Annotated in this window: 18 protein-coding genes and 2 pseudogenes; all 20 read right to left on the bottom strand. The window is 38.9% G+C overall.

The features are described 5' to 3' along the window. Position 1: 1 nt before the first annotated feature. Entirely contained in the window at positions 2–1210 is a 1209-nt protein-coding gene (locus tag HO345_RS02040; protein ID WP_253683599.1) for a MalY/PatB family protein, read from the bottom strand. Further along, positions 1197–3650, bottom strand: coding sequence for a glycogen/starch/alpha-glucan phosphorylase (locus HO345_RS02035; protein ID WP_253683598.1), 2454 nt, complete (start codon positions 3648–3650; stop codon positions 1197–1199). The genes HO345_RS02040 and HO345_RS02035 overlap by 14 nt, the downstream gene beginning before the upstream one ends. A gap of 104 nt (positions 3651–3754) precedes the next feature. Continuing rightward, the gene (locus HO345_RS02030) at positions 3755–4222 is read right to left on the bottom strand and encodes a GNAT family N-acetyltransferase (RefSeq protein ID WP_253683597.1); all 468 of its coding nucleotides are present in this window, start codon (positions 4220–4222) and stop codon (positions 3755–3757) included. A gap of 183 nt (positions 4223–4405) precedes the next feature. Next, a complete protein-coding gene (locus tag HO345_RS02025) occupies positions 4406–4636 on the bottom strand; it encodes a DUF2281 domain-containing protein (protein WP_253683596.1) in 231 nt (76 codons plus the stop codon). A gap of 74 nt (positions 4637–4710) precedes the next feature. Further along, on the bottom strand, positions 4711–5385 hold the full coding sequence (locus tag HO345_RS02020) for a hypothetical protein (protein ID WP_253683595.1): 675 nt from the start codon (positions 5383–5385) through the stop codon (positions 4711–4713). Between the two features lie 59 nt (positions 5386–5444). Beyond that, positions 5445–5888, bottom strand: a complete 444-nt coding sequence (locus HO345_RS02015) for a hypothetical protein (protein WP_253683594.1) — start codon at positions 5886–5888, stop codon at positions 5445–5447. Between the two features lie 12 nt (positions 5889–5900). After that, positions 5901–6377 carry a pyridoxamine 5'-phosphate oxidase family protein gene (locus HO345_RS02010; RefSeq protein ID WP_010695138.1) on the bottom strand — a complete coding sequence of 159 codons (477 nt, stop codon included), beginning with the start codon at positions 6375–6377 and terminating at the stop codon, positions 5901–5903. A gap of 41 nt (positions 6378–6418) precedes the next feature. After that, positions 6419–6529, bottom strand: a pseudogene (locus HO345_RS13110) (methyltransferase family protein); the annotation flags it as partial. A 58-nt stretch (positions 6530–6587) separates the two neighbouring features. Further along, positions 6588–7340: a head GIN domain-containing protein gene (locus HO345_RS02005; RefSeq protein WP_253683593.1), complete on the bottom strand. Its 753-nt coding sequence runs from the start codon at positions 7338–7340 to the stop codon at positions 6588–6590. Between the two features lie 151 nt (positions 7341–7491). Next, positions 7492–9312 (bottom strand): ABC transporter substrate-binding protein, encoded by a 1821-nt coding sequence (locus HO345_RS02000; protein WP_253683592.1) that lies wholly within the window; start codon positions 9310–9312, stop codon positions 7492–7494. Between the two features lie 110 nt (positions 9313–9422). Next, positions 9423–10415 (bottom strand): ABC transporter ATP-binding protein, encoded by a 993-nt coding sequence (locus tag HO345_RS13265; RefSeq protein WP_253684577.1) that lies wholly within the window; start codon positions 10413–10415, stop codon positions 9423–9425. A 117-nt stretch (positions 10416–10532) separates the two neighbouring features. Then, positions 10533–11483, bottom strand: a pseudogene (locus HO345_RS13260) (ABC transporter ATP-binding protein); the annotation flags it as partial. 8 nt (positions 11484–11491) lie between these two features. Then, a complete protein-coding gene (locus HO345_RS01985) occupies positions 11492–13000 on the bottom strand; it encodes an ABC transporter permease (protein WP_253683591.1) in 1509 nt (502 codons plus the stop codon). Between the two features lie 31 nt (positions 13001–13031). Beyond that, the gene (locus HO345_RS01980) at positions 13032–14456 is read right to left on the bottom strand and encodes an ABC transporter permease (protein ID WP_253683590.1); all 1425 of its coding nucleotides are present in this window, start codon (positions 14454–14456) and stop codon (positions 13032–13034) included. Positions 14457–14789: 333 nt separating this feature from the next. Beyond that, positions 14790–19064, bottom strand: coding sequence for a DNA-directed RNA polymerase subunit beta' (gene rpoC, locus HO345_RS01975; RefSeq protein ID WP_253683589.1), 4275 nt, complete (start codon positions 19062–19064; stop codon positions 14790–14792). 24 nt (positions 19065–19088) lie between these two features. Next, positions 19089–22592 (bottom strand): DNA-directed RNA polymerase subunit beta, encoded by a 3504-nt coding sequence (gene rpoB, locus HO345_RS01970; protein ID WP_002667607.1) that lies wholly within the window; start codon positions 22590–22592, stop codon positions 19089–19091. A gap of 148 nt (positions 22593–22740) precedes the next feature. Beyond that, positions 22741–23130, bottom strand: a complete 390-nt coding sequence (gene rplL, locus HO345_RS01965) for a 50S ribosomal protein L7/L12 (RefSeq protein WP_002667605.1) — start codon at positions 23128–23130, stop codon at positions 22741–22743. Between the two features lie 118 nt (positions 23131–23248). Beyond that, on the bottom strand, positions 23249–23854 hold the full coding sequence (gene rplJ, locus HO345_RS01960) for a 50S ribosomal protein L10 (protein WP_253683588.1): 606 nt from the start codon (positions 23852–23854) through the stop codon (positions 23249–23251). Positions 23855–23856: 2 nt separating this feature from the next. Beyond that, positions 23857–24537 (bottom strand): 50S ribosomal protein L1, encoded by a 681-nt coding sequence (rplA, locus tag HO345_RS01955; RefSeq protein ID WP_253683587.1) that lies wholly within the window; start codon positions 24535–24537, stop codon positions 23857–23859. 1 nt (position 24538) lies between these two features. Beyond that, positions 24539–24970 carry a 50S ribosomal protein L11 gene (gene rplK / locus HO345_RS01950; RefSeq protein WP_010695132.1) on the bottom strand — a complete coding sequence of 144 codons (432 nt, stop codon included), beginning with the start codon at positions 24968–24970 and terminating at the stop codon, positions 24539–24541. Positions 24971–25039: the final 69 nt, after the last annotated feature.

Genomic DNA, 25039 nt, shown 5'->3' with positions numbered 1-25039 from the left:
ATTATAACAATTTTTTCTTTAATACATCACCGAGCATCTCCAAATGCTGCTGTAAAATTTTAGTAGGACAGCCGACATTGATTCTTTCAAAACCGTCGCCTTCAGAGCCGAAAACATAACCTTCATCCGTAAAAAATTGGGCTTCATTGTGCATAAAATTTTCCAAAGTTTGATTATCCATCCCGAGGGCTCTAAAATCAATCCATTGAAGATAAGTACCTTCGATAAATCGGCTTTTAAGCATGGGAAAATTGGAATCAAAATAGTTTTTAACCAGCTTTTGATTAGTATCAAGAACTTGAAGAAGTTCCTCAAGCCATTTATCACATTGGGTATAAGCTATTTCGCAGGCTTTAAACCCGAGAGCATTTACGCTTGAAGATCTCATCCTCTGAAGCATTTCGTCGTATTTTTTTCTCAAAGTCTCATTTTCTACAATTATATTTGATGTAGCAAGACCTGCAACATTAAATGTTTTTGAAGGAGCAGTCGCAGTTATAGTATTTGCACCTATTTCTTTTGAAATACTTGCCATAAGAGTGTGTCTATAGCCGGGCATTATAATATCGTTCCATATTTCATCGGAAAAAACTATAACATTATTTTCTAAGGCTATTTCGGCAAGTTTTTTTAATTCCTCTTTTTTCCATACGCGGCCGACCGGATTATGAGGCGAGCAGAAAATTAAAAGTTTATTTTTAGGCTGCTTTGCAAGGCTTTCAAATTTCTCATAATCGATTGTATAATAGTTGTCCTTATCGCATAGAAGAGGGCAATTTACAAGCTCCCGCTCATTCATTTCGATTGCCATAGAAAAGGGATAATATACCGGCCTCATAATTATTACGCCGTCTCCTTTTTCGGTAAAGGCATTTACTGCAGCAAAAAAAGCATTTACAACACCGGGCGTCTGAAGAATCATTTCGGCACTTACGGAGTAATCATGTTTGCGTTTAAGCCAATTTATTACAGCGTTGTCATAATCGGCATACCGCGTAGAATAGCCCAAAATCAGCCTGTCGAGGTATTCTTTTAGGCCTTCAGTTATTTCCGGCGGGTTTTTAAATTCCATATCGGCGACGGAAAGCGGAATTATGCCGTCCGAAACATCGGGTTTCCATTGGTACATAAGCTCCCACTTAGCAGAACCGATGTTTTTTCGCGGAAGCGTATTTTCAAAATCATACTTTCTTGTTTTATTGATTGACATTTATTTTTTCCAGTCTCCAAATTTCATCAACATAATTTTGAATAGTCCTGTCCGAACTGAATTTTCCGGAGCGGGCTATATTTAAAATACATTTTTTTGCCCAAGCGTGGCGGTGATAATACTCGCTTATAATTTGCTCGTGAGCTTTTTGATAGCTCTTAAAATCTGCAAGAATATAATAAGTATCGGGCCGCTGTCCTTCAACACCGTAAATCAAAGAATCGTAAAGCCCTCTAAAGGTTTGTTCTCCAGGCAAGGTATAGGTCCCGTCGATAAGCTGATTGACAGCCTTTTCCAGTTCAGGATTTGCGGCAAGGTACTCTCTCGGATTATAGGTGTTTTCCTTATCCATCTTTAAAATCTCTTCAGCCTTAAGCCCGAAGATAAATTCATTCTCTGCTCCGGCTTCTTCGATAATTTCAATATTAGCCCCGTCAAGGGTGCCGATGGTTACGGCTCCGTTAATCATAAATTTCATGTTGCCTGTACCGGAGGCTTCTTTTCCGGCTGTAGAAATTTGCTCGGAAATATCGGCAGCAGGGAAGATTTTTTCCGCAGCAGATACGCGGTAGTTTTCAACAAAGACAACTCTTAATTTACCTGCAACCCTGTGGTCGTTATTTATTCTGTCGGCGACCGTATTGATGAGCTTTATTATTTCCTTTGCTCGTCTATAGGCTGCCGCAGCCTTTGCTCCAAAGATAAAGGTTCGAGGAATAGGGTCATAGGACGGGTCGTTTATGATTCTATTATAAAGGGTCATTATATGAAGAATGTTCAATAACTGCCTTTTGTATTCGTGGAGGCGTTTGATTTGAACATCATAGATAGAATCGGGGTTGACAAATATGCCCTGATTTTTTTCAAGGTATTCGGCAAGCCTGATTTTATTTTTATGTTTAACCTCGATAAAACCTTCTAAAAATTCTTCATCATCTATAAAGGCTTCAAGCTTTTTTAATTCATTCAAATTAGTTATCCAGCCGCCGCCTATGTATTTTGTGATAAACTCGGAAAGAAGAGGATTGGCTGTTAAAAGCCAACGCCGTTGAGTTACTCCGTTGGTCTTATTGTTAAACTTATGGGGATAGAGGTCATAAAAATCGGCAAGCTCTTTGTGCTTTAGAATTTCGGTGTGAAGAGCGGCTACTCCGTTTACCGAAAAGGCTCCGGCTATGGCAAGGCGGGCCATGTGAATTTTCCCGTCAGCCATAATAGCCATATTGTTGTGCTTTTTCCAATCTCCCGGATATTTTTCGTAAAGCTTTGCCAAAAAGCGCCTGTTTATTTCTTCAACGATTTGATAAATCCTAGGCAGAAGTTTTTGAAAAACATCTATGGGCCATTTTTCCAAGGCTTCCGCTAAAATAGTGTGGTTTGTGTAAGCAAAAACCTTCTTTGTAATATCCCAAGCGGCATCCCATTCAAGATGATAATCGTCCATAAGGATACGCATAAGTTCAGGGATTCCCACAACGGGATGGGTATCGTTTAATTGAATTACAACATAGTCGGGCAGCTTGGTAAAATCCGTACCTTCTCTATGTATAAAGGAGCGTATAATATCCTGTAAACTTGCTGAAGTAAAAAAGTATTGCTGTTTTAAGCGTAAATTCATTCCGGGCGGGCCCGAATCATTGGGATATAGAATACAGGAGATGCTCTCGGCATCTATCTGTTTTTGGAAGGCCCTGTTATATTCCATGCTGTTAAAAAGCGGAAGATCAAAGCCGTCATCGGAAGAAGCTTCCCAAAGGCGGAGGGTGTTTACCGTATCCGTACCGTAACCTACAATCGGCATATCATAAGGGGTGGCAATAATTTCTTCTGCCCCATTTAGATCATAATAGAGTTTTCCGCTTTCGGAGGTTCGGGAAGAAGGAGTTCCCCCAAAGTAGACCTTAACGCTCAAATCGGAGCGGCGTACTTCCCAAGGGTCGCGCGCAAAAAGCCAGCGGTCGGGATATTCGACTTGATAGCCGTTTTCGATTCTTTGCTCGAACATTCCATACTTATAGCGGATGCCGTAGCCGTGCCCGGGATAGTTCATGGTTGCAAGAGAATCCAAAAAGCAGGCAGCGAGTCTTCCCAAGCCTCCGTTTCCCAAACCGGCATCGGGCTCTTCATCTTCGATAATCGAAAGAGGTTCGGATATTTCATCTGCAATCTCTTCAATGGTTTTTCGAATGCCCATATTGTTTATATTATTGATTAAGGCTCGCCCCATCAAAAATTCGGCTGAAAGATAATACATCCTTCTAACACCAGTTTTCTCTTGAGCATTCATAGTCTTAATCCAGTTAGATTGAATAAGCTCCATAACCGTACTGGCGACGGCATCATAAATCTCTCGGCGGGTAGCCTTATCAAGGCTTTTACTGAAATTTCTCTTTAAGCGTCTTATTACGGAATCCTTAACTTCTTCTTTTGAAATAACCAAGCTTCTACCTCCTTCTTATGTATCCATACCATTCTACATTTATTGTATGCCTTTTTTCCGATAAAATCAAGGCTTTATTAATTGGCTTTATTAATTGGAGGGCTTTATATTTTTTTAACAACAAATCTGATATACGTATCAAAGCCAATATTCTCATAGAAACACTTTGCATCTTCGTTCAGCTCCCAATGAGTCAACTCGATTTGTGAGGCCTTTTCTTTAACGGCAATTTTTTCAATTTCTTTCATAAGGGCCTTACCGATTCCCTTTTGCCTGTATTCAGGTGCTATGCCGATTTGATCGATATGTATTCCTCTATAGGCTTTTCTAAAAGGGTTTTCTTGATAATCCCGAATATAAAACAAAGCATAACCGGCATCTTTTCCATCACACGAGACAATATAGCAAAACCAATTTTCTTCTTGTAATTGCTTTTTAAAAAAGTTTAATGTTTCATCATATGAAAAAGGTTTAAAATACTCAGGATACAATCTATAATGAAGCTCTTGCACATCTTTGTTCATTAATGCGATATGCTCTGCATCTTTTGATAACCTAAAACTTAAATCCATAATTTTTCCCCAATATTACCATAAGATTTTTACTTTGTATTTTGGAATAATAGAATCTTTTGTAATAATCGTCATATCTTCAATACAATGTATCTTCAGTTAGAATAACATTTTTAGCAGAAGAAGAAAGATTTTCATCTTCATCAAAAAGCCATAAAAGCGTGTGCGTATCTAAAATGTACATTACATATACTCCTCAAAACCGGGAGGAGTATCATCAAAATCAGGAGCCATACAAATTTTACCTTTCAAAATCCCAAATCTGCGTTTTGGCTTCTTATACTTTAAATTATCCTTTTTACTTATTGTCGTATTTTTTAAACTATCCACAATTATATAAAGAAGCTGAAGTTTCTGTTCATAAGGCATTTCTGAAACCTGTGTTTCCAACTGAGAATACTGTTCATAAGACATAAACATACCTCCTCTAAATTATTATAACACAAATATAACTTTTTGTATCTAAATTTAACATAATTTTAATAAAATCAAGGCTTTATTTTGCTTAAGCGTTTTTCCATTCTTTCTATCGCCCTGATATGAATACGGTCATGCCAAATAGTCCGTCGAATTAGTTTTTTAATTGTCCAATCCTCACTCTCATTTCGATACAGCTTATTGCCCTCTTTTAGATATTTTCCCTTTAGCTTTTCTATAAATTCCATACGATTGAGCCGGAATTCATCGGCTATATTCATTTCAGTACCGATTTGATTTAAATAGTAGTTTTGAACATTAACAATGTGACGATATTGATCGTTAATTGTACAATACACATCACCGTAAAAAGTTGTCCGCTTCATAGTAATATCAATTAGCGATTTATTCTTCATTTTTTTATATATTTCTTCAGTTTTTGTTCTGGAAAGTAAAACTTTATCACACCAAAAAAGAAAATCTTCTTTTTTATCAAAATCGATTAGCTCCGAATCAAATATAATATCCGAATCGGCATCTTCAATGTGTAAATCGGATTTTTTTATTTCTTCATTTATTTGCATATCGATAGCTTTTTCAAAATTAAGCCATTCATTATATAAAGCTATTTCTTTATTGACTTTACCCCTAGCCTCTTCCAGTGTCTTCCCCCGAATATAAGCGCCGGGTAAATCAGTTATCCAACCAAGAAAACCTAAGCCATTAGTTTCATAGATTATGTGCATTAAAGTCTCCTTATGAAAACATATTATCGATACATTTTTTATGCTTTATTCCGATTCTTTCAGTTTTCACGCTCACTCATGTATTTTTTTACTTCAGCAGGAGTCAACATGCGTATCTGTGTATGCGGATATTCTTTATATTTCCCAACAGTAAAAAGAGGTGCGGTTTGTTTGCATTGTTTGTCTTTATTCTTTTTCAAAAATAAAAGCAGATCGTCATAAGACGGAAAAATTTTATATGATTTTTTGCCCTTGCTGTTTTCTATTTCGTAGATACCGCAGGCCTTTTTTTCGGTATAATCCGCAGTACGCAAATAAAGTTTTGCAATTTCCAATGATTTAAACGGGAAATTCCATCTTTGCAAACCCCGTTGCGGATCATGTTCAATGCAAATACATCGGCCGCATGTTCCGCAGATATATTGCGTATGATTTTCCAAGCAATCTACGGGGTTCAGTAATGGGGTAATTCTGTTTTCGTTTACATAGCATTCTTTACACATGGTATCCTCCCATTAAACCTTAGCTCTGCTTTTTGCTGTTACACATGGAACATCGATACGTAAAACAGTAACCTGTTTTGTCATCTGTTCGGTTATTTCAAAATCTCTGCCTGTCTGTGTTTTCATCAGCAGCTGCAAACCTAAAATTTTTTCTTTTACATCTTCAACAAAAACAGCTGTGCCGTCTCCCATAACACTTGCATATTCCGATCCGTACGCACACGGAACTTCTCCTCCGGAAATAATCACAGCTTCCGTTTCAAGCTCGATAAAAACATGCGGGTTCTTGTTGATAATATCCAGCTTCCGCCCTTTTTTTGCGCAGTGCACATATAAAGTCAATTTGCCTTCGTTAAATATAAAACCGTACTGCATCGGCACTACATACGGCCGGTCATTATCGATCATACCGATATGTACAACCTTTGCTTTTTCGATAATTGATTGTATTTGCCGATTATCCGTTACTGCCCTGTCTACTCTTCTCATAAATAAACCTCCCAATCGAATTACAAATTATTCATTACCAATTAGTTATGTATTTTTCTCCACGGAATAAAGCGGTTGACCCGTTTACAATAAGCTTTATATTCCTCGCCGAAACGTTCTGAAAGCCATCTTTCTTCCGTGAGCTTCATAAAATAACAGGGAGATGTTCTTGCTTTTCTTTTTTCATCTATAAAAATCCTTCATAAGTTTTCAAAGAGAAGATATACGGCCGCTGCCTGAGCTTTTTATTTCAATTGCAGGATTACCCTTATAACGGACGGAACCGGAGCCGCGGATATCGGCTTTTAAATGCCGTGTAACCCATACTTTTGCAGAACCGGAGCCTGAAATTGAAATATCCGCCTTTTCGGTTTCAAAATCGGTTGTTTTTATATCCCCTGAACCGGAGATATCCACTATCATATTTTCGGCTTTTCCCGTTGCGGAAAAATCGGCTGAGCCGGATACGTCCACTTTTAGAGTGTTTACCATAATATCGCGTGCAGTAATATTACCGCTGCCTGCGATATCTATCGACATTGAATCTTTAGGCATATTGAATGATGAAATGGTACTGGTAAGTGAACCGACTGTCTGCAACTTTATTAAAGCAGGCATTGTGATAAAGACTTTACGGCGAGTCGGTGATATGCCGTATCTGTATCCAGACTTAAAACCGATGTTAAGAGTGGTACCTGTAAGGGATACATCCAAATAGGGGAAAATATTTTCATCCGTTTCAATTTGAATGGAAAAGGTTTCGCTATACCTTATATCGGCAGTCCAACCGCCCTTGATGCAAACAGCATTAAAATCGCTTTCAGGGAATGATTTAGTTTCTATCTTTCCGTTTCCTTTAATGACTTTGTCCGAACCGGAAAAAGATTGGCAGCCGATACAAATAACCAAAAGAGCTGTTATCACGGCAGCTTTTACAATACCGATTAGTTTGACTTTATTCATAAAAACTCCTTTATATAAGTTTCTTTTTCTTTATAATAATACTTTAAAGCCTCGGACATGTCAATGCTGAAGAAAAACCTTTGTAACAAAACTGATCTTCCAAAGGGCTACAAGCCCTTTGGAAGACGTAAAGAGTATTCTTAATTATACACTATTTTTCATTTTGATATTCTAATAGCAATTTTCTACTCTTTTCTAAATCAACTTTTAATTCATTGCCCGTATCAATCAATGTAGACAACGTAGAATATGCTTTTTGTTTAAGCCCGGAATAAACGGCGATAAAACCTTCTTGTTCTACGGCATTAAGTACAGCTTGTCTAAGTTTTTGATTTCTAAACTTACTGCCATCCTTTAAATTAAATGCTGCATAAATAACAGAATTTGAACTTCGTTTAGAAACCAATACTTTTGAATCGCCTTCAAGAATCTCTACCTTATCATCATCAACCGCAGGAACAAAATCAACTTCTCCGGCTCTAAAAGCCCCCACTGCGGAAGCATTATCAGCAATAACTTTATAGGTTATCTGTTTTATTCTTGGTTCATGTTTGGAACCAACCATATATCCGGGGTTCTTCACAAAAATTATATCATATTCATTCTTTTTAACCAGAATATATGGACCGGAACACCACAAAGTATTATTATATGTACTTCCTTCTGTTACCGTTGATTGATCACCATAAATTACATCTTTCTTGGGATCATAAGTCTTAACATTTAAATCTTTATTAACCTTTGTAACTTGTTTAACTGATGTAATTCCGGCTGATTGATGAGCTAAAAAATTTAACACTTGCGGAAATGGTCTTTTAGTAATTATTCTTATTACTTGATATACACCGTCTTTGGTATTTGCTTTAGTTTTATCGGCTGTCAGAGCTTTTATTACTGTTGGAGCAGATTCTTGCAAAGCACTCAATATGGATGTATTTGTTCCCGACTTTTTACCGGTCTTCAGTATATTTAAATCCGTTATAGCTTCTATACTTTCCATACTTCCATGCAAGGTAAAAGTCCTATGATCCGGTGCACTATTTTTGTCTCTTGCATTATTTAAAGAAAATATTACATCATCAACACCTACTCTTTCAGCGGTGTTAAAGACATTTTTGTTTTTATCCACGGCTGCAAAATATACATCATCTCTAAGTAAGAAATAATACTCTTTATTTCCTTCGGCTATAACATTACCATATGAAAGGGAGCCTTCAGCAATAATATCATCTTCATCAGTTAAATTAACCAATCTTACATACATATTTGTGTTCAACTGATTGATTGAACCGTCATTACCTTTTATTGGCCATAAAGATGTCAGATTTGCAGTATTTTGTGTCAAAATCAAAGGACGTTTTTCATTTAAAGAAGAATCTTTATACTCAAATTCTTCCCAAACCAGAGAGCGTGATTTAGAGTGTCTAACATTATTCTTTATCAACTCTTTGTTATAAGCCAATATTCGCAAGTTAGAATAAAGAGGAACAATATAGGCTTTTTCAGATACAAGATAATTTTCCAATTCTCTGTAAGTTTCAACATATTGTTCCGGCGTTTCCGTTGCGGCTTTGTCTATAAGTTGATCGACTTTAGCATCTGAAACCGGTAAATTATTATAATCTCCACCGGTCATAAAAAGGGACCTCACAGCATAATCAGGGTTACCTGTAACTGTAGTCCAACCGGTTATTGCCAAATCATAATCACCGGCTTTAAGCGGTACTAAATAACTTGAATAGTCAGGCTGAGTATTTAATTCTACATTAAAGCCTGCTTTTGTTAATTGATCCCGCAAAACATTTGAAGCTTTGCTCTGATATGACGATTGAGATAATATTCTAATTGTCTCAGTCTTATTTCCGGCAACAGCTTTACCATCTCCGCCAGCAGCAGAATTTTCTCTAGTTTTGCTACCGCAACCGGCTAAAAGTGCAATAGCTAAAACACATCCAAATAATCTTCTTTTCATTTTAATCCCCCTATTTATATAACTACACCATGTTATCAACATAAGTAGTTTTAATATTACATTCAATGATACATTATTGATACATATCTGTCAATATACAGTTTTATTTATTAGGTATTATTATATTTACAATTACCGTTTTCTATTTCATTCCATCTATGACAAGCTACAAAATGATCACAAACGACATTTTTCAATGAGGGAGTAATCTTGGAACATATTTCTATTGCAAAAGGACATCTGCTTTCAAACCTACACCCTTTTTTAGGGTTAATTGGACTTACTATCTCTCCCTTAAGTAATATCCTTGAAGTCTTCTTGTTAACGGTTATTGACGGTATTGCACTAAGTAAAGCTATAGTATATGGATGGAGAGGTTTATAAAAAATTTCATTTTTGGGTGCTCTCTCAATAAGTTGTCCCAAATACATAACCCCAATTTCATCCGATATATGTTTTACTACAGACAAATCATGACTAATAAACATATAAGTAAGGCCTATCTGCTTTTGTAATTGCATAAGTAGATTCAATATCTGTGCTTGAACAGACACATCCAAAGCCGAAACAGGTTCATCACATACTATAAATTCAGGATTCATAGCTAGAGCTCTAGCAATAACTATTCTTTGTCTGCGTCCGCCATCAAATTCATGAGGATAATTATTGTAAGCTTTTTTAGATAAACCGACTAAAGACATAAGTTCAAGTATTCTCTTTTGTAGAGCTTGTTTTTCGCTAAATTTTTTATGTATAGTTAATGGTTCTCCTATAATTTGAGATACACTCATCCTTGGATTTAAACTGGCATATGGGTCTTGAAATATAATCTGAAAATTCTGTCTTAGTTTTCTCATCTCTTCACTATTAAAGTTTGTTATATCCATCCCATCATATAAAATACTTCCGGCGGTCGGCTCATGAAGTCTTAGTACGGTTCTTCCTAAAGTCGATTTACCGCAACCGCTTTCTCCTACTATACCAAGAGTTTTTCCCCTGGGTATAGCAAATGAAACATCATCAACAGCATGTAAATAACCGCTTACTAAAGGGAAATATTTCTTCAAGTTTCTTACTTCTAAGAGAGGTTTTTCATTTGCTATATTTGGAATATTATCATTTAAAACCTCAATCTTATTTTCTATATTAATTTTATCTATAGTTGTATTTTTATCCTCACCAGTATTAAGAACTAATTTGCTTATATCAAAGTGGCATCTATACATATGATTATCACCTTTAATTCCCGGTTTTTCTTTCATACATATATCTTTAGCATAAGGACATCTAGGATAAAAATAACACCCATCAGGAAGTTCTGATGAATTTGAAACGCTCCCCTTTATAGGACTTAGTTCGGCAACATCTTCATCAATTTTTGGAATAGAACCGAAAAGACCGACTGTATACGGATGTTTCGGTTGCTCAAAAACATCCTCAACATTTCCACTTTCCACTATTTCACCGGCATACATAATACATACTTTATTACAAGTTTCAGCAACAACACCTAAATCATGAGTTATCAAAAGCATAGACATATCAAATTTTTTTATCAAATCCTGCATTATATTTAATATCTGTGCTTGTATTGTTACATCCAATGCCGTAGTAGGTTCATCGGCTATCAGTAATTGAGGTTTACACAATAAGGCCATTGCTATAACAACGCGTTGTTTCATACCTCCGGAAAATTGATGGGGATAATCGTTATAACGCTCTTTATTAATGCCTACTGTTTCAAGCATATCTACAACTCTCTTTTTGATATCTTGTTTCGGCATTTTTTCGTGGGTTTCAACGACTTCTTCCAGCTGCTCTCCAATTGTCATAATTGGATTTAATGCGGTCATAGGGTCTTGAAAAATCATAGATATACCATTTCCCCGCACTATTCTATTTTCTTTTTCCGTATTTCTTATTATGTCCTTTCCATCGTAGTATATCTCTCCGTCTACAATTATTCCGGGCGGATCCGGTACCAGCTGCATAATAGACAGGGCTGTAGTTGTTTTACCTGCCCCAGTTTCTCCAACAAGCCCAACAACTTCGCCTTTTAATATTTCAAGATTTAAACCATTTACAGCACGATATATTTCATCCTCTGTCACGTAATGAACATGCAGATTTTTTATACTTATTACCGTATCTTTTACTTTATTATCAACCATACTATCACCTATTTTAATTTAGGATCTAAAGCATCCCTAAGACCATCACCAAAATAATTAAATGCTAAAACAATCAGTATTATTGCTATTCCGGGAAAAATTGCTATATGCGGACTAGTTTCCAAAAAACTACTTCCAGCTTTTAATATATTACCCCATTCAGGAATATGAGGCTCTACGCCCAACCCTAAAAAACTAAGAGCACTTGTCGAAAGAACTGCTGCACCTATCGACAAAGTAGCCCTTACTATTATAGGAGCAAGTGAATTTGGAATAATATGTTTAAATATTATCCTAAGATCTTTTGCTCCACAAGCTCTTGACGCTTCAACAAATTCTTGATTGGAAATTGTCAATACCGTAGCCCTCATTGTTCTGGCATATATTGGTATATATGCAACCGACAAAGCCATTATTAAATTGAATGTATTAGAGCCAAACGCAGCGATTATAGCAATGGCAAGTAATATTCCCGGAGTTGCATAAAGTATATCCAATAATCTCATAATTACATTATCTACATTTTTCCCATAATAGCCCGATATGGCACCAAGGAAACAACCAATTATAATAGGAATTCCCGTAGATATTATACCGACTGTAAGAGAGATTCTGGCTCCGAATACAATTCTAGTAAATAAACACCTTCCATAATCATCAGTTCCAAATGGAAATTGTAAACTTGGAATTTGCTGTATTGTGCTATAATTATTCTCTACTGCATAAGCATAATCAAATGTAAGATAGCTGCATATTGATATGGACATCAAAAAAACTATAAAAAACAAGCCTACAACTGATACATAATTTCTAAAAATTCGTTTTAAAACATCTATCCAGCCTATATTAGCTGCAGAATTTTTGTGAAATTTTTTGAACAGTATCATAATACCTAATATGAATGAAAATAAATTACCTGTAGCTGAAGAAAGTATTAAAATTATCGCAAATGGAACTGTAAATTTACCCAAATTACCTGAACTTATTTTTGAAGACAATAAGATAGTAACAATATTAAATAATGCTAGTAATAAAAGTAGACCAATACCAATAAAAAAAAAGTTTGAAATATATTCTTTAGCTAAATTCAAAAGAGATATTACTATAACAACAAATGTTATTAAAAAAGAATATACTGCTAAACAATATTCAATATTTTTTTCTTTTTTTATAAGCATAAAACCAGCATTAGACAATAAAAAATTACCTGTAAGTATAAAGGGGATAAAAAGATAACCCCATTTCATGGTTGTATTCAAAACTTTCCCATTTTTAGTAAAATCTTTTTTTATTTTTTTACAAACTATATATTGTAAAAACGCACCAATAAAATATACTATAAAAACTATACCCGGCACAAGCTCAATTTCTCCGGTTTTAAAATTATATGAAGAAAAAGCAAATATAATAGATACAACTAACGAAACCTGCCATGCAAGTCTTGCTGTTGCATATTCGAGGCTGTTCCCTAAAACCCTCAAATATCTTTTATTTAAATAGAAATCCTTATCGACCACAATGCATACCCCCATTTAGTCTATAATTATTTTACGAATTTTTTATTTTTGATTTTATCCTAGGATCCAACATTGCATATAGTATATCAACCATTAAATTCACAACACTAATAACAACAGCAATATATACGACTCCCGCTAATACAACAGGAACATCAGGTATAAACTGCCTATCAACAATGAAACTACCAAGACCGCGTATATTAAAACTTTTTTCGGTAACAGCTGAACCGCCTAATAGAGCACCAAATTGAAGCCCTATAACCGTTATAATCGGTATCATTGCATTCCCTAAAATATGCTTTATTGTTACCCTATAGGGAGATAAACCTTTTGCTCTTGCCGTTAATATATAATCGGAATGCTTAACCTCTAACATAGATGAACGGGTCATTCTTGCAACTGTAGCACTCATTCCAGTACCTAGTACTACTGCAGGCATTATTAAAGACTGCCAATTACCAACAATATATGTTGCCGGAAGCCAGCTCATTTTTATAGAGAATTGCAAAATTAATAATAGGGCAAGCCAAAAATTAGGTATAGATAAGCCTATCAATGCAAAAAACATAAATGTATAATCGAAAGAAGAATATTGTTTTATAGCAGACATAATTCCTGCCGGTATAGCTATTAATACAGCAATAAAAACAGAACAAAATGCTATAGTCAACGTTATAGGAAATTTTGTTGCAATTTCAGTAGAAACAGACATGTTTCCAACATATGTGATACCCAAATCAAAAGTTACAAGAGATTTAAAAGTTGTAAATAGTCTTGAAAAATATGATGCATTTAAACCATACACTCTATTAAACTCTTCAATTTGTTCCGGAGTTGCCGTTTGACCTAAAATATTTACTGCAGGATCCATAGGAGAGAAATACAGTATAGTAAAGACCATAAAAGTAACTCCAAAAATTACAAACACCATCATAAATAATCTCTCTAAAATATACTTTTGAATTGGTCTAGTATATATATAGAGAAGCACATACATTGGAAAAGAAATGATAATGGAAAGGATTAGAAATACAGGATTTTTAAGTGTATCAAGAAAAAAATCTAAAAATGTTATTTTTTTCACTGAATTATGTTCACAAAGATAATCTATTTTCTCATGATACAACTCATTATATCTTTTTTTTGCATTCTTTTCTGCTTCTTTTAATATCTCAGCTTCAGGCATAACTTTCTTAAAATACTCATTCTTACGGACTACCTGTTCATAAGATTCTTTTAACAAATTTTCCATCGTATTAGTATTTTGAAGTTCTTCATTTACATTTGCAATAATCTCATCATATTGATTCATCGCAGAAGAAGACTTATTAATTTTTTTTACAAAATATTTGATATATATAACTAAAAAAGAAAATACACCAAATAAAAGAATCCACAGCCTATACTTACGGTTCATCCAAGCTTTAGTAAAGCTATTATTAATAAATTTCATAATCGAGACCACCTAAATTAAGAAATTAAAAAGAAATAGTTATAATCAATGAAATTATATTATCAAGTATGAGCAAATGTCAAGAGGGAAAAAATTACTGTAGGAATTTCACCTTCCCCTCCCCTCCCAACCTTTGAATTTACCTTAATCCTCTTGTTTCATCTCAACCAAAAAGTAAACCAAAACCTTTGTAATAATCAGGGGATTCCAAAGGGGGTTCCCCTTTGGCAGCGCGGGTACAACCAGCGAAGCTTCGAGGTAAAGAGGGATGGGGTCATAGGGGAAGGGAGGTAACCCCTGCTCTGAACGGGGGTTCCTCCCTTCCCCTAGATTTTAGAGATCATCCAAAAAGCTTTCTTCTTCGATAAGTTCTTTTTCTTCGAGAGCTTGAGCAGCTTCGGCTTCAAGCCTTCGGCGTTCAAGGATTTCGTTCATTTGAACATCCAAGTCGCTCTTGTTTTTATCGAAAAGTTTAATATCTCGGTACTGCTTCATACCTGTTCCGGCAGGAATAAGATGACCGATAATTACGTTCTCTTTTAGACCGCGAAGCTCATCCGAAGAACCTGCAATAGCGGCATTTGTAAGAACCTTCGTGGTTTCTTGGAAAGAAGCGGCCGAAATAAAGGAGTCGATGTTTAAGGCTGCCTTTGTAATTCCTTGGAACATAGGACGGGCAACGGCAGGCTGACCGCCTTCTTCCTTAACCCTCTTATTTTCCTCATGGAAGCGGTATTTATCTATCTGCTGGTCAAAGATAAACTTGGTATCTCCAACCGAAACAATCTTTACCTTTCGGAGCATCTGACGTACGATTATACCTACGTGTTTATCGTTAATGGTAACACCCTGAGCATCATAAACTTCCTTGATTTCCTTCATCAAGTAGTTTTGAAGGGCATTTTCACCGAGGATATTTAAAATATCGTGCGGATCAAAGCTGCCGTCACACAAGGGTTCTCCGGCCTTTACCGTATCTCCGTCACGGACAAGCATTCTCTTTCCGATAGGAACCAAGTGCTTGACATCATGGCCGTATTCGTCACGAACCATAATAGTTCTCTTACCCTTGAGCAAGCCTTTCTTTATGGTAACAACACCGGCAATAGCGGCAAGAACGGCAGGCGACTTTGGTCTGCGGGCTTCAAGAAGCTCCGAAACTCGCGGAAGACCTCCGGTAATATCCTTTGTCTTTACCGACTCTTTTGCTATCTTTGCAAGGATTGCACCGGCCTTAATTTCCTGACCTTCTTCAACCAAGAGCTGTGCACCTCCGGGGAGGAAGTAAGAGTCCTCACCTACGGTGTTACCCGATTCATCTGAGATAAAGATACGGGGCTGCATCTTATCGAAGTGAGCATCGCTTATTCGCTTTTCGACAACACCCGTTTCCTCGTCGGCTTCTTCTTTTAAGGTTGTACCGGGAAGAATATCTTCAAATCGGACAAAGCCGTCATATTCAGCTAAAATAGGATCGGCAAAGGGGTCGAAGGTACCGACCGTTTCTCCGGCCTTTATAACATCATTTTCTTTTACTACAACCTCTGAACCGTTTCTTATCTCTATTGTCTGCTCTTGACCTGTCAAATAGATAATATTATCTCTGACCTCGGCAATGGCTATATTTTCTGAAAGCACTTCCTTTCCGTTCTTTAATGTATAAAGAGGATTACCCTTTACTACCCTTGTGCCTGTACTTACAAGGGCTGTTTCGCCTTTTTTAAGAGCATATTCATTCAATACCCTGCTGAAAGTAAACTCGCCCTTTCTTGTAAAGAGGAAGTGTCCGTTTTTAAGCGTTACATAAGAACCCTTTATGCCGCGAACGATGATAGAATAGTCGTTAAACACTATTCTGTTCTCTTCAACGTTTTTAGAAGCCGTACCGCCTTCATGGAAGGTACGCATCGTAAGCTGTGTACCGGGCTGACCGATGGACTGGGCTGCGATAATACCTACAGCCTCCCCTATTCGGACAATTCGGTTTCGTGCAAGATCCCGTCCGTAACATTTTACGCAAACACCGTGCTTGGATTCGCAGGTTAAAACGGTGCGGAGCTTAACGGTTTCAACACCGGCTTCTTCTATCTTCTTAGCTGTTTCATCGGTAATATACTCGTTTACATCGATGAGAAGCTCTCCCGTAATGGGGTGAATAACCCTTTCCAGAGTGTATTTTCCGGCAATACGCTCACTCAAGGACTCACGGATTTCGTCTCCGCGTTTAATTGCGGCATATTCTATACCGTTAATGGTACCGCAGTCTTCTTCGTTTACAACTACATTTTGGGCAATATCAACCAGACGGCGGGTCAGGTAACCTGCGTCAGATGTTTTAAGAGCCGTATCGGTCAAACCTTTTCGGGCACCGTTAGTCGAAATAAAGAATTCCATAACGTTTAAGCCTTCTTTAAAGTTCGATCTAATCGGAAGTTCGATAATGTCTCCCGTAGGCTTGGACATAAGACCTCGCATTCCGGCAAGCTGATTTATCTGATCCTTATTACCTCGGGCACCCGATGTAGCCATCATGTGTATGGTATTAAATCCGCCCTTGTCTTCTTGCAGACGGTTCATAAGAATCTCTTTAAGATTGGAGTTTGTCTTCTGCCAAACGTCAACTACACGGTTATAGCGTTCTTCTTGGGTAATGTGGCCGCCCTTATACTGGTTATAGATTTCCAAAACCTCTTTGTTGGCCTTTTCAAGCATTCCGGCCTTCTCAGGAGGAATAATCATGTCTTCCATACTCAAGGTTGCACCGAAATATGTGGCATACTTATAACCGACAGCCTTGAGCTTGTCCAAAAGCTGAACAGCCAGCCACGGCCCCTTATCCTTAAAGACATCTTCTATAAGTTTTCGTATTTTTTTATCGTTTAAAGCATCATTTGTAAAGGGAACGCCTTCGGGCATTTCTTCATTAAATAAAATCCTTCCCGGTGTAGTTCTTACGGTTTCAATCTTACCGGGTTCCGTTTCATAGTCGATTAAAACGGGTTCCTGCCAGCCTACGGCATGACATTCTGCGGCCATCAAAACTTCTGCAACTGAAGAATAAAGGCGCTCTTTTTTACCCTCAGGCAGAGCTCTTTCCTTTGTAAGATAATAAAGACCCAGAACCATGTCCTGTGTTGGGAAAACTATTGTTTTTCCGTTTGCAGGGTCAAGAAGGTTTCGGGCTGAAAGCATCAAAGTCCAGCATTCCATCTGAGCCGCCTGAGTGAGCGGAACGTGGATAGCCATCTGGTCGCCGTCAAAGTCGGCGTTAAAGGCCTTACATACAAGAGGATGGAGGCGGATAGCCTTTCCTTCTACCAAAACGGGTTCAAAGGCCTGAATACCGAGCCTGTGAAGTGTCGGAGCACGGTTTAAAAGAACCGGATGTTCGCTTACAACCTCGTCAAGAACTGCAAAAACTTCGGCAGCTTCCTGTTCTACAAGGAGTTTTGCCTTTTTAATATTGGAAACAACTTCCTTTTGAACAAGTTTTTTCATTATAAAAGGCTTAAACAGCTCCAAGGCCATCTTAGTGGGCAGACCGCACTGCCAAAGTTTGAGCTCAGGGCCTACAACGATAACGGATCGGCCTGAATAGTCAACACGCTTACCTAATAGGTTTTGGCGGAATCTTCCCTGCTTTCCCTTTAAAAGATCGGAAATCGATTTTAGAGGCCTGTTTGAAGCTCCCTTAATAGCCTTTTTGCGCTTTGAGTTATCGAACAAGGCATCAACTGCTTCTTGGAGCATTCTCTTTTCGTTTCTGATAATAATATCGGGGGCCTTTAACTCCATGAGCTTACTCAAACGGCTGTTTCTGTGAATAACCCTTCGATATAAGTCGTTGAGGTCGGATGTTGCAAAGCGGCCTCCGTCAAGCTGAACCATGGGGCGTAAATCCGGAGGAATAACCGGAATAACATCAAGAATCATCCATTCGGGTTTATTGCCCGATGCTCTGAAATTTTCGACTATTTCGATTCTGCGCAAAAGGCGTTGATCGCTTTTTGCACCTTTTTCAATCATTTTAGCACGAAGCTGGGCTGCGAGCTCATCTAAATTTATGTTTTGAAGAAGGGTTTTAATAGCCCCTGCTCCCATACCTGCAGTAAAAGCAGCTCCATAGCGCTCGTGAGCATCCCTGTACTCATCTTCGGTTAAAAGCTGCATGGGTTCCAAGTCGGTATCGTTTGCATCTATAACGATGTATTTTTCGTAGTATAAAACAGACCTTAGGGCTGCAACCTGTAGGTTAAGTAAAAGCCCCATTCGGCTAGGTACCGAGCGGTAATACCAAATATGAGAAACGGGAGCTGCAAGTTCTATATGTCCCATGCGCTCACGGCGTACCTTAAAGTGAGTAACCTCAACACCGCAGCGGTCGCAGATAACACCCTTATAGCGGATCGATTTAAACTTTCCGCAAAAACATTCCCATTCCTTTGTGGTTCCGAATATTCTTTCGCAAAACAAACCGTCCCTCTCCGGACGCAAGGTTCGGTAATTGATTGTTTCAGGCTTTTTTACTTCCCCATAGGACCAAGCCCTTATAGTGTCGGGTGAAGCAAGCTTTATCATCAAGCTGTCAAAATCTTGTATATCTCTCATAATCTCTCCCTCTCCTTACTTCCGTTAAAAGTTAGTACTTGTTTTTTCGCGTTTAATTAGCTCTTCATCTCTTTCGGTTAAAGGAATCTGCTGACCCTTTGCATCATAGATTGTAAAGTCGAGAGCTAAACCTCTTAATTCCTGTACCAATACGTTAAAGGATTCGGGGATACCGGCAGAGCTTGAAGGCTCGCCCTTAACGATGGATTCATATATTTTAGATCGTCCGTGCATATCGTCGGACTTGATTGTGATAAGTTCCTGCAAGGTGTTAGCTGCACCGTAAGCTTCGAGGGCCCAAACTTCCATTTCTCCCAAGCGCTGACCGCCGAATTGAGCCTTACCGCCCAATGGCTGCTGGGTAACAAGAGAATAGGGGCCTGTTGATCGGGCGTGCATTTTGTCGTCTACCAAGTGAGCCAGCTTTAAGAAGTAGATAACCCCGACAAATACCTCGTTTTCAAAGAGGCGGCCGGTTAAGCCGTCTCGGAGTTTTACCTTAGAGCTGGTAGGATAACCTGCTTCTTTAAGCTTCGCTTCAATCTGTTCCATACTGGGAGACTCAAAAACCGGAGACTCGTACCACTCATTCAATTTTAATCCTGCAAGTCCCAGCTCCGATTCCAAAATCTGGCCGATATTCATTCGGGAAGGAACGCCGAGCGGGTTTAGACAAATATCAAGCGGTGTTCCGTCTTCCATGTAGGGCATATCTTCTTCGGGGAGGATTCTGGCTACAAGGCCCTTGTTTCCGTGGCGTCCGGCCATCTTGTCTCCCTCGCGGAGTTTTCGCTTTGTAGCGATTAAGACCTTTACAACTTCATCTACACCGGGGCTCAAGTCATCTCCCTGATCCCTCTTTAAGCGCTGAACATCGATAACCGTACCCTCGGTTCCGTGGGGAACACGCAGAGAGGTATCCCGCACTTCCTTAGCCTTTTCACCGAAGATAGAATTAAGGAGCTTAAATTCGGGGGTTGTATCGCTTTCGCTCTTAGGAGTAACCTTTCCTACAAGGATATCGCCGGGCTTTACCTTAGAGCCTATGCGGATAATACCTTCGCTGTCGAGATCGTCCAAGCTCTTTTCGGACTTATTCGGAATATCGCAGGTCATCTTTTCGGCACCCAGCTTTGTTTCCCGAACATCGGTTGAAAGCTCTTTTATATGGATAGAAGTGAACATATCTTCTTTTACGACCCTGCGTGAAATTAAGATAGCGTCTTCGTAGTTATAGCCGTTCCAAGGAACGAATCCTACGAGGATATTTCGGCCTAGGGCCAATTCTCCGTTATAGGTTGCAGGACCGTCAGCTATGGGCTGGCCTGCCTTGACCGTATCGCCCACATTGACGATTGGGCGCTGATGGTAACAGGTTTCTTGGTTTGTCCTTTGATATTTTAAGAGAGTGTACTCGTCCTTATCTTCTTTATTTTTTCCCTTTTCGGGGGCTATGATAATCGTATCGGAAGAAACAAACTCAACCTTTCCCGATCTTTTTGCCTTAACCAAAACGCCCGAATCATAGGCGCACTTTTTTTCCATACCGGTTCCGACTCGCGGAGGTTCGGGGAAAACTAAAGGAACAGCCTGACGCTGCATGTTGGAACCCATGAGGGCACGGTTAGCGTCGTCATGCTCAAGGAAGGGAATTAGAGAAGCCGAAACGGATATAATCTGTTTAGGCGAAACATCCATGTACTGGATATCTTTCGGACTTATTGAAGTATAGTCACCGAGCTTTCGGCACGAAACTTGATCCGTATTGATCTTTCCATCCTTTCCGATAGCGGAAGAAACCTGTCCGATAAAATATTTGTCTTCATCCATTGCAGACAGGTACTCGATTTCGCGGGTAGCAACCCCGTTTACAACCTTTACATAGGGAGCTTCCAAAAAGCCGTATTCGTTTACACGGGCATAGTTTGCCATAGAAACGATAAGACCGATGTTCGGGCCTTCAGGGGTCTCGATCGGGCACATTCTTCCGTAGTGGGTATAGTGAACTTCTCGTACCTCAAAGCCTGCCCTGTCGCGCGAAAGACCGCCGGGGCCTAATGCATTAAGACGGCGCTTATGAGTAAGCTCTGCCAAGGGGTTTACCTGATCCATGAACTGGGACAACTGGCTTGCTCCGAAGAATTCCTTAATAGCCGCAACGATGGGCTTAATAGAAATTAAGTCCTGAGGTTTGATGGTATCCATCTCCTTAGAGCTCATCCTGTCGCGGGCAATACGCTCCATCCTTGAGAAGGCTTTTTTTAGAACATCGGTCATAATTTCGCCGACTGACCTAATTCGCCTGTTGCCTAGGTGGTCGATATCGTCAATACTTTCTTCACCTATGTAAACCTTGATCAAAAATTTCATTGTCTTAAATATATCTTCTTCGATTAAGGTTGTACCTTTAACGTCATCGGAGTAGTCGAATTTTTTGTTTAATTTGTATCGGCCGACCTTACCTATATCGTACCTTCTTGCAGTGAAAAACATATTGTGCAGGTCTTCTTTTGCATTTTCGTAGGTAATAGGATCTCCCGGACGGATAACGCTGTAGACTGCGTTTAAAGCATCTTCAACAGTGGGCTCATCGTTTACGGCCGGATCGGGAGTATACTTGATTTCTTCCCTTTCAAAACAATTGATGATAATCTGTGAATCCAAAGAGTCTTTTCCCTTAAAGTCGATTATCGTTATCTTTTTAACATCATTTTGAATTAAATCGTCGATGTTGTGTGGATGAATTTTTTCGCCGGCTTGATGCATTTTCCGTTTTTCGCCGTCTTCACCCTTTACATAGACATCTCTGGCCAGTACCTGACCTATTAACTCTTCGTACTCTGTCCTGTCCGGAGATATTTTTGCTGTCTTTGTTTTGTAGAAAAGGTCGATAATTTTTTCTCTTGTGTCATATCCGAGAGCACGTAAAAATATCGTACCTAAAATTCGCTTTTTACTGTCAAGCTTTGCATAAATAAGCTCTTTTTTCTGATCTATTTCGAATTCAAGCCATGTTCCTCGGTATGGAATAATGCGGCTTGAGTAAACGCCCTTTTCATGCGAAAAGATAACGCCCGGCGAACGGTGAATCTGAGAAACAACAACCCTTTCCGCTCCGTTTATAATAAAGGTTCCTCTTTCCGTCATCAGAGGAATATCGCCCATGTAGATATTTTTGCGGCGTATTTCTTTAGTTTCCTTAAAGAATAAGTCTATTTCGGCTTTTAAGGGAACGGAATAAGTAAGTCCCTTTTGTTTACATTCAATTTCAGAAAATTTAATACTATCATAATCGAGAGAATAGGATAGATATTGCAAAGCCATGTCTTCATTTGTACTTTCGATAGGAAAAGTTGTATGGAATACCGATTCTAAGCCCTCAATCTCGGTCTCATCTGTCTTTTTTTCTTTGTTTAAAAATTTATTGTAAGATTGAATCTGAATATCGATGAGATTAGGAAGCTCCATAAAATTTGGAACATCCTTACCGTAATACCTTCGATCTATTTTTTGACCTCTTGCAAACATCCATTACCCTCCAAGTCTATATTTAATCACAAAAAGACTTCCTGAGAATTTATACAGGAAGTCTTAGAGAAAATTCATTGTCTATGCTGTTGTGCCTCTTTTTGGAAGAAGCACAACAATGTCCGGCATAAAGCCGGTATTTTGCTCATTAAGCAATTTCAACTTCACCGCCGGCGGCTGTAATAGCTTCCTTAATCTTGGCTGCTTCTTCTTTAGAAACATCTTCTTTAAGGACTTTCGGAGCTCCTTCAACGAGCTCTTTAGCTTCCTTCAAGCCGAGGCCGGGAATAACGTTTCGAACTTCTTTAATAACACCGATCTTTTTACCGGGGTCGGAAAGACCTTTAAGAGTAACAGTGAATTCTGTTTTCTCTTCTTCAGCGGCTCCGCCTCCTGCAGCTCCGCCTGCAACTACTGCAACGGGAGCAGCGGCTGTTACACCGAATTTTTCTTCCATAGCCTTGATAAGCTCGGAAAGTTCGAGAATCGTTTTTTCGCCGATTGCTTCAATAATTTGTTCATTTGTTAATGCTGCCATATTATCTTCTCCTTAAAAATTAGATTTTTGTGCTTTTTAAGCACCTTAAGCAGACAGGGGGTCAGCTTTTGAAGCCTGACTGCTTAAAAAGTTTCCGGATAATTTCGGAACTTTTGTATTAAGCCTCAGGAGCTGCTTCGGGAGCAGACTCTGCAGGCTGTTCAGCCGCTTTTTCCTCTGAAGCAGGAGCTTCAGCTTTTGCTTCTGCGGGAGCTGCGCCTTGGGCACCGCCCTTATCCACAATCGCCTGTAAGGTGCGTACAAACTTGGAAGTTGTAGCATTGACTGTAGACATAAACATTGCAATAAGATCTTTTTTGCCGGGAAGTTTTGAAAATGCCTCGATTTGTTTGGCATCATAAATTTCACCGTCAACTACCGCACCCTTAATTATAAGAGCCGGAGCATCTTTTGCATATTCAAACAAGGTCTTAGCAGCAAGGTTTGCATCTTCTTCAATCATAGCCAAGGCTGTAGGTCCGGTTAACCAAGAATCTACATCCTTAATATCGGCATCTTCAAAAGCAATGCGTGCAAAATTATTGCGTACAACCTTGTATGTGCAAGCATTTTCCCTGAGCTTTTTGCGAAGCTCGGTAATCTGCTCAACCTTTAAGCCTCTGTACTCGGTAAAAATAAAAGCGGAGGAGGCTTTTACATCGTTTTTGATGCTTTCAATCGCTTCGGTTTTTTGGCGATTCGGATTTTTTGTTCTTAATGCCATTTTTACTCTCCTACCTTATAATCAACCCAAACACCGGGGCCCATTGTCGAACTAATCGATACGGATCTGATATAGTCACCCTTTGCATCGGCAGGCTTTTTTCTCATCGTTTCGTTGATAAGAGCCTGTACGTTTTCCACAATCTTGGAAGAATCCATAGAGATTTTTCCTATGGGAAGGTGTACAACTCCGCCCTTGTCGGCACGGAATTCTACACGGCCTTTTTTAAGCTCGTTTATAGCGCTTGCAATATCCGTGGTAACCGTTCCTGTCTTGGGGTTAGGCATTAAGCCTCTGCGGCCGAGCACCATACCTAAGCGTCCTACATCCTTCATCATATCGGGGGTAGCAACCGCGATATCAAAATCGAGCCAGCCGCTCTTTACCTTTTCGATGTACTCCGTAGAACCGGCATAGGCAGCTCCTGCGTCAAGAGCTTCTTTTACTCTGTCGTCCGTACAAAAAACCAAAACTTTTTTTTCACCCCTAAACTGATGGGGGAGAACAAGGGTATCTCTAACGCTCTGCCCCTTACCAAGGGTCAAACTTACATGAACTTCAACTGTTTCATCGAATTTGGCATATTTAAGCTCTTTGACAATATCAACAGCCTTGGGAAGCTCGTAGGATGCTGCAGAATCATACTTTGCAAGTGCATTTTTGTAATTTTTTCCGTGTTTCATACTAGCGCTCCACCTCTACACCCATACTTCGTGCAGTTCCTGCAATGATTTTCTTTGCAGCTTCAATGTCGTTTGCATTGATATCGGGCATCTTTGTTTTTGCGATTTCTTCCAATGCGGCCTTTGAAAGTTTTCCAACTTTTGCAGTAACCGATGTGGCAGAACCTTTTTCAATCTTACAGGCTTTTTTGATTAAAACCGATGCAGGCGGTGTTTTGAGGATAAAAGTAAAACTCTTATCGGCATATACCGTAATAACAACGGGGATAACCAAACCGGGCTCCATGGACTTTGTACGGTCATTAAACTGCTGTACAAACTGAGGCGCACTTACACCGTGCGGACCTAGAGCCGGGCCTACAGGCGGCGCAGGAGTTGCTTTTCCTGCGGGACACTGAAGTTTAATCTGTGTCACAACCTTTTTCTTTGCCATCTTCTCTCCTTCCGGTACAAACGGAGGTATTACCTCCTCCCGTAATATACAATTAAAGTGCCGATGCCT

Origin of the sequence: Treponema denticola (genome assembly GCF_024181645.1) — a bacterium.
GTDB classification, from domain to species: Bacteria; Spirochaetota; Spirochaetia; order Treponematales; family Treponemataceae; genus Treponema_B; species Treponema_B denticola_A.
This window is presented reverse-complemented; position numbering and strand designations above follow the sequence as displayed.

Excerpts from the sequence above, each read along its gene's own strand:
- HO345_RS02040 (WP_253683599.1), bottom strand. The coding sequence starts at position 1,210 with ATGTCAATCAATAAAACAAGAAAGTATGATTTTGAAAATACGCTTCCG.
- HO345_RS02030 (WP_253683597.1), bottom strand. The coding sequence starts at position 4,222 with ATGGATTTAAGTTTTAGGTTATCAAAAGATGCAGAGCATATCGCATTA.
- HO345_RS02025 (WP_253683596.1), bottom strand. The coding sequence starts at position 4,636 with ATGTCTTATGAACAGTATTCTCAGTTGGAAACACAGGTTTCAGAAATG.
- HO345_RS02020 (WP_253683595.1), bottom strand. The coding sequence starts at position 5,385 with ATGCACATAATCTATGAAACTAATGGCTTAGGTTTTCTTGGTTGGATA.
- HO345_RS02015 (WP_253683594.1), bottom strand. The coding sequence starts at position 5,888 with ATGTGTAAAGAATGCTATGTAAACGAAAACAGAATTACCCCATTACTG.
- HO345_RS02010 (WP_010695138.1), bottom strand. The coding sequence starts at position 6,377 with ATGAGAAGAGTAGACAGGGCAGTAACGGATAATCGGCAAATACAATCA.
- HO345_RS02005 (WP_253683593.1), bottom strand. The coding sequence starts at position 7,340 with ATGAATAAAGTCAAACTAATCGGTATTGTAAAAGCTGCCGTGATAACA.
- HO345_RS02000 (WP_253683592.1), bottom strand. The coding sequence starts at position 9,312 with ATGAAAAGAAGATTATTTGGATGTGTTTTAGCTATTGCACTTTTAGCC.
- HO345_RS01980 (WP_253683590.1), bottom strand. The coding sequence starts at position 14,456 with ATGAAATTTATTAATAATAGCTTTACTAAAGCTTGGATGAACCGTAAG.
- rpoC (WP_253683589.1), bottom strand. The coding sequence starts at position 19,064 with ATGAGAGATATACAAGATTTTGACAGCTTGATGATAAAGCTTGCTTCA.
- rpoB (WP_002667607.1), bottom strand. The coding sequence starts at position 22,592 with ATGTTTGCAAGAGGTCAAAAAATAGATCGAAGGTATTACGGTAAGGAT.
- rplL (WP_002667605.1), bottom strand. The coding sequence starts at position 23,130 with ATGGCAGCATTAACAAATGAACAAATTATTGAAGCAATCGGCGAAAAA.
- rplJ (WP_253683588.1), bottom strand. The coding sequence starts at position 23,854 with ATGGCATTAAGAACAAAAAATCCGAATCGCCAAAAAACCGAAGCGATT.
- rplA (WP_253683587.1), bottom strand. The coding sequence starts at position 24,537 with ATGAAACACGGAAAAAATTACAAAAATGCACTTGCAAAGTATGATTCT.
- rplK (WP_010695132.1), bottom strand. The coding sequence starts at position 24,970 with ATGGCAAAGAAAAAGGTTGTGACACAGATTAAACTTCAGTGTCCCGCA.